Origin of the sequence: uncultured Rothia sp. (genome assembly GCF_937976295.1) — a bacterium.
Lineage (GTDB): Bacteria > Actinomycetota > Actinomycetes > Actinomycetales > Micrococcaceae > Rothia.
In genome coordinates, this window is the sequence record NZ_CALJRY010000103.1 from 1 (window position 1) to 5,155 (window position 5,155).

Consider the following 5,155-nt stretch of genomic DNA (forward strand, 5'->3'; position numbering starts at 1 on the left):
CATGACGCCGCGCAGCGCCTTCGGCTGCGGCGGGAGCACCACCTCAGGGGCGGCAGAGGTGGTAGTCGCGGCAGGGGCGGTGGGGCCAGCAGTATTCGCGCCCTCGTGTGCTTGCTTGTTGGGCTTATCCGCCTCCCCTGCGGAGGCGCCGCCGCGATTGGGCTTTACGCCCGCCTTCTGGGCGCGCTGAACCTGCTGTATCTCATCCAGCAGACGGTTCTTCTCCACCGGATCATTCGAGAGTGCATAATCGGCAGAAAGCTCACGTAGCAACTGCTCGGTAGAGTCCTTGACCGGGCCTTCTTCCTTCTCAAGCTGACGAAGAACATCCTCGCGAGTCAGCTCTTCATCCTCAGCCCCCGACCTGCTCTCCTCGATAACCCTCATCTGTTTCCGAATCACCGCAAAGCTCGGAACCGCACCCACTGCCGGGCGAGTCAGCAGGAACATGAGAACAGCGCTACCCGCCGTAATGATCGCAACCAGAACCTGCGTCACGATAGACGAAGCGGCAGCAGGATGCGATGCGGGGTCCAAAGCAGTGAACGCAGGGAAAAGCACCTGAGACAGACCAAAAACACCGGCGAAAGAGAGCACACCGCTCACAAAGCACAGCAGAAGGTACAGCATCGTCAGGCGGCGCGGATTAATGTACCCGTCTTTGACCCACCCCAGAACAATCCAGAGGAACGGCACCACCAAGATAGCGTCGGGCAGAACCTTCGGCAGGGCATAACCAAGGAACGAGCCGATGTTCACGCTACGACCCGCAGTAATAAGAATCTGGTACGCGTCCAGGAGGAAATACACCAGAATGAGCGTCATACCGATGGAATAGGCTTTACCGAGAAGCTCCAGTCCCCGGTTATATTCCTGCTCCTTCTCGCCAATTATGCCGAGGTTTCTTTTCGCCTCTTCAAAGGCCGCCCTCTCATCATATGTGCGCTTGGTGGCGCCGGGGTTGGTCTGCGATGAGGGTTCGTGCGCAGGTTCGGAAGTAGGGGGTTCGGAAGTAGGGTGCACGAGTCATCCTAACTGTGGTTGGGTGAATAGTGGTTGGGTGAATAAAGGCTGGTTGAATAAAGTTATCGGTGAGCTGCAGGTCCGGGCCCCGCAGGACCCGCGGCCAGAACCTATAGAGCTAGATCAGGTAATCCTCACCGCGGCGCACCCGCCAATCACGGCGCGCCTCCATATAAGAACGCGACTGGCGCGACCACACCAACGCCAACGCCACAACACACACCAGCATGTACGGGCCAGCCACATACACCGGCGTGTACAGCGGCGAATCACTACTGAGCAGCAGCTCAACATCCTGGCTCGGCGCACCATTCAACGTGCCCAGAAGAGCCGCCACCGTCAGCATAATCAGCAAAGAAGCCAACACGCCCAACGCCAACGCCACCGACAGCACCAACGCCGCCCACCGGTAACCACGCAGATACGCCACCGTGCAGAAGGCATGCAGGGCCACGTTACCGAACGCGCTGACCATCAGAAAAAGCACCGGGTAGTACGCCTGCGCATCCACCAGCGACTGGGCGCGCCAGGTGGACAGGTGCGCCAGTTGCGTCGTCGCATACGTAACACCCGTGTACGCAATCAGCACCAACCAGCCCACAGCAATAGCGAACAGAACCCAACCCGCCACAGACACCAGAGTTGGGGCGGCAGGTTTCGTAGGATGCGTGGTGTTCGGAGCAGATGGCGGAGAGGACTCGACGGCGGACATAGCTGAATCTTTCGGATATCGGCTGATAGTGTGCGGACAACGTATGAGCGAGTGTGTGGTGTGAGTGTGTGGCGGCGCGGCGTTTGTCTACCGCGCCGTCTCAAAAACTTTAGGCAAAAGTGGACGGGTCAACCGTCGCAGAAATACTGTCAGGTAGCGACGGAGAATCTGCCTGGTTCGCCATCGCAATTCGCAAGTTATTGAAGCGGTAAATGGTCAGCAACGATAAACCGACCTCGCTCAACCAGACCAGGCCCAAGACAACAAGTATCAGCAGGGGGTCTAGACCCATCGAAACCCCAGCCCAGTCGAGCATCAGCAGCAGGAACGTAATCGGTGAAAGTACCAAGCCCACCGCAACAAACCCAATCAGGGAGCAGATAGCCCAAACGCTATACACGGAGGCGTCCGCCGAATCATGCGGAGGGCGTATCAGCGGCCACATCTGAACCACCAGGTAGAGTGCCGCCACCAGACCGAAGCAAATCGCCAACGGCTGCGTGTACTGAGAAATAATGAGACCCTCAACCAGAATCAAAATACTCAGAATAACGGCGCGGACTAGGAGGTTCTTCTTGAGCTTCTGCTTGCGTTCCTTCACCTCATCAGCGGTGTAGGTGCGCAGAAAAGCGGGTAACTGACCCTGCCCCGGGAACGGCGGTAGAGGACCCGTCGGGTGCGTACGCACCACAATCGGCGGGTTCGTACCATCCTGAATGATGACAGTAGAAGTCGCTGAAATAACCGGATGCGAACCAGTCACCATCGGCGGCACGTTCAGCGGAACGGACACCTCCGGCGTGGCAGGAGTAGCGTGGCGGATAGGCGCCTGATAGCGAGTCTGCACACTGATATCTTCATCCGGGTGTTCTGCGGATGAAGCGGCATCTGTGTTCAGGTGTGTAGCGCCCATGGGTGGCCTCCTGGCAGGTGCGGGTCATGTTTCTGTCTCTACCGTATCACGCGTACTTTAGGGGAATCTGAGCAGTGGCTGGGCACCGCTGAGAGCGTGTCACACCGCCGCTTATCGCCCCGTCATCACCGCGTCATCACCGCGTCAGATATTACCCGTCAGAGGCGCGGATGCGGGAGGGTCTCCTCCCATCGGTGCACGTTACTCGTTGGGGCGCGTTAGCTCTGCTCGGCTACACGCGAAGCCTCCGCGTTCAACTCCTCGGCGTTCGACTCCTCAGTATTCGGCCTCTCTGGATTTGGTTCCTCAGCCTTCTGCTCTTCTGAGCTCTGCTGCTCCGAGTTCTGCTTCTGTCGCGTCAAACGCAAGCTCCTACGAACCGCCAAACTATAAAACAGCGAGAACAGGAGCTCCAACGCGAAGGACGCCACGACCGTCAGCAGGCCCACCGTATAGAACATACCCACACGGTCCAGCAGAATCTGCGGGCCCCTCACCGCCACAAGCATATAGACAAAGAACGCCGTCATAATCGTCGCCGCGACCCCGGATGCCACATTCGCCAGCAACACCAGCTTCACCGAACGGTTCGCCCGGTAAATCATGGCAAGCCATGTATGCATCACCAGGTAGACCAGCGGCACCGCACCAATCGGGAAAAGCGAGACGCGAATGAAGTAATAAACAATAATCAGCGAGGGCACGACCAGCAGCAGCACACGCACCAGGTACAGGTTCTTAGCCGGCAGTGGGTAATCACTGGCGACATTCCAGAACTCCTCAGCCTGCTGCTCCAGCTCCTCCATAGCCTGCAGCTGCATAAGCTGCGCCTGAGACATACGCTCCCGCGGCACAAGATCCGAAGAACCCGCCACCGGCGCAAGCTCAGCAGCAGAAGCCGGTTTGCCCCGACGCATACGAGCAGATTCAGCCATCTTAGCCCTCAAAAATACCGCGAGAACGGTCCTTACGCACGCTCTCAGCAGGGAAAATACGACCGCTCATGCTGATGTACACGCCCGGCTCCAGCAGGTTCAGGGCGGCAATAGCGGCACCCAGGTTGAAGCCGGCATCCGAACGGGCCATCACGGCGGGCTGCATCGCACCGGTCAGCACCACAACCTTCTCGCCCAGGTCAGCGTGCTCCACCAGGTAGCGGGCGGTCTCCGGCATGGTGTCGGTACCGTGAGTGATGAGCACCTGGTCGTTAGTGACAGCGTTCAGCGCCTCGGTCAGCTCGGCACGATCCTCATCGGTCATGTCCAGGCTGTCCTTGCCAATCAGCGGGCGAATATCGAAACGCACGTCAGTGATGACGCGGTCCAGCAGGTCCTTAGCGGCAGGCTCACCAATATCCATGGTGCCCGCCACCGAGTAGAACTTATCGATCGTGCCGCCGGTGGCAAGAATCGTGATTTCTTCGGGGTTCTTAATGGTGACGCTCACGGGGTTTCCTCATCTTTTCGGGTCAACGTACACGAATCAAACCTGCCAGGCCAACCCGGCAAGATACGCCCCACCACACGGGATAAACACGGGGTAAAACCCCGCACATGAGGGTGAAGACGCAAAAACCCGCCGACCCCCGCAAAGCGGGAGGCGACGGGTCGGCTAGTGCGCCCTGTGGGGCTCGAACCCACGACCTGCGGATTAAAAGTCCGTAGCTCTACCGACTGAGCTAAAGGCGCTCCTATCCACACAAAACTGAAAGTGTGCAGATAGAAATACTATACACTACCGGCTCCCAGCCGATGAACGGTACACTTGGAAATCCTATGTCTACACCCGCAGCATCAACCGGCGCCTCCGGGCGCGCACGTTACCGCACCCACCACCGCCCCGTCCTCTACTCCGCCGAGAAATTTGAACGCCACGAAGGCGGCATGGACCCCGCCGCACGCGAAGAGGCGGCACACGCCTCCGCACGCATCCTGCTGATGCGCGGACGCGGCACCGACGAGCAGATGACCGAGCGGCTCGTTAGCTTCACCGACGACTACGGCATTGAGATGCTCGCCGAGCTCTGGTCGCACGCGAGCGCCCACTCCCTGCCGGGTGCGCTGTGGCGCATGTATTGGCTGCGGGATGTGGTGCATCGTTCACCGCGCGGGGTGAGCCGTGCTTTTGAGCTGGGCATGGCGGAGGATTACCGTTCGCACGTGGTGGCGGGTGTTCCCGACCCGCCGGGTGCCGACGAGGTGGTCCGCACGATTGATGAGATTCTGGCGGGCCTGTACACCGGCGACGTGGATATTGCGATGGAACGTTGCGCGGCGTTTGCGCACGTGGTGGCGTTGGGTATTCGCACCGACTATGCGCGCTCTGCAGGGCAGGATGGTGCGGTTCCAGGTAGCCACGAGGTAAAGCGTGAGGCGGTGGAGCGTCGTGCTCGCCTGCCGCGTCAGGCTCAGCAGATGGAGCAGATCGCGCACGACTTGGAGGCGGTCGCCGCCCAGCTACGCGCCGTTGAGGCTAGTCAGCAGGCTAACGGGGGCTTCGGAGGCTGA

Annotated in this window: 5 protein-coding genes, 1 tRNA gene and 1 pseudogene; 1 reads left to right on the forward strand and 6 read right to left on the reverse strand. The window is 59.6% G+C overall.

Going from position 1 to position 5,155, the window contains the following annotated elements; genetic code table 11:
- From Q0216_RS02665 to Q0216_RS02690, 6 genes and pseudogenes are all read right to left on the reverse strand, one after another.
- Positions 1-825, reverse strand: a pseudogene (locus Q0216_RS02665) (ABC transporter permease); the annotation flags it as partial.
- Positions 826-1,141: 316 nt separating this feature from the next.
- Positions 1,142-1,735: a multidrug DMT transporter permease gene (locus tag Q0216_RS02670; RefSeq protein ID WP_298592718.1), complete on the reverse strand. Its 594-nt coding sequence runs from the start codon at positions 1,733-1,735 to the stop codon at positions 1,142-1,144.
- A 109-nt stretch (positions 1,736-1,844) separates the two neighbouring features.
- Entirely contained in the window at positions 1,845-2,648 is an 804-nt protein-coding gene (locus Q0216_RS02675; RefSeq protein WP_298592719.1) for an organic solvent tolerance protein OstA, read from the reverse strand.
- Positions 2,649-2,866: 218 nt separating this feature from the next.
- On the reverse strand, positions 2,867-3,583 hold the full coding sequence (locus tag Q0216_RS02680; RefSeq protein WP_298592720.1) for an amino acid transporter: 717 nt from the start codon (positions 3,581-3,583) through the stop codon (positions 2,867-2,869).
- 1 nt (position 3,584) lies between these two features.
- Positions 3,585-4,094 carry an asparaginase domain-containing protein gene (locus Q0216_RS02685; RefSeq protein WP_298592722.1) on the reverse strand — a complete coding sequence of 170 codons (510 nt, stop codon included), beginning with the start codon at positions 4,092-4,094 and terminating at the stop codon, positions 3,585-3,587.
- Positions 4,095-4,263: 169 nt separating this feature from the next.
- Positions 4,264-4,336: transfer RNA gene (locus tag Q0216_RS02690), tRNA-Lys, on the reverse strand.
- 87 nt (positions 4,337-4,423) lie between these two features.
- On the opposite strand from Q0216_RS02690, the gene Q0216_RS02695 reads away from it, so the two are divergent.
- Entirely contained in the window at positions 4,424-5,155 is a 732-nt protein-coding gene (locus Q0216_RS02695; RefSeq protein WP_298592724.1) for a histone acetyltransferase, read from the forward strand.

Excerpts from the sequence above, each read along its gene's own strand:
- Q0216_RS02670 (WP_298592718.1), bottom strand. The coding sequence starts at position 1,735 with ATGTCCGCCGTCGAGTCCTCTCCGCCATCTGCTCCGAACACCACGCAT.
- Q0216_RS02675 (WP_298592719.1), bottom strand. The coding sequence starts at position 2,648 with ATGGGCGCTACACACCTGAACACAGATGCCGCTTCATCCGCAGAACAC.
- Q0216_RS02680 (WP_298592720.1), bottom strand. The coding sequence starts at position 3,583 with ATGGCTGAATCTGCTCGTATGCGTCGGGGCAAACCGGCTTCTGCTGCT.
- Q0216_RS02695 (WP_298592724.1), top strand. The coding sequence starts at position 4,424 with ATGTCTACACCCGCAGCATCAACCGGCGCCTCCGGGCGCGCACGTTAC.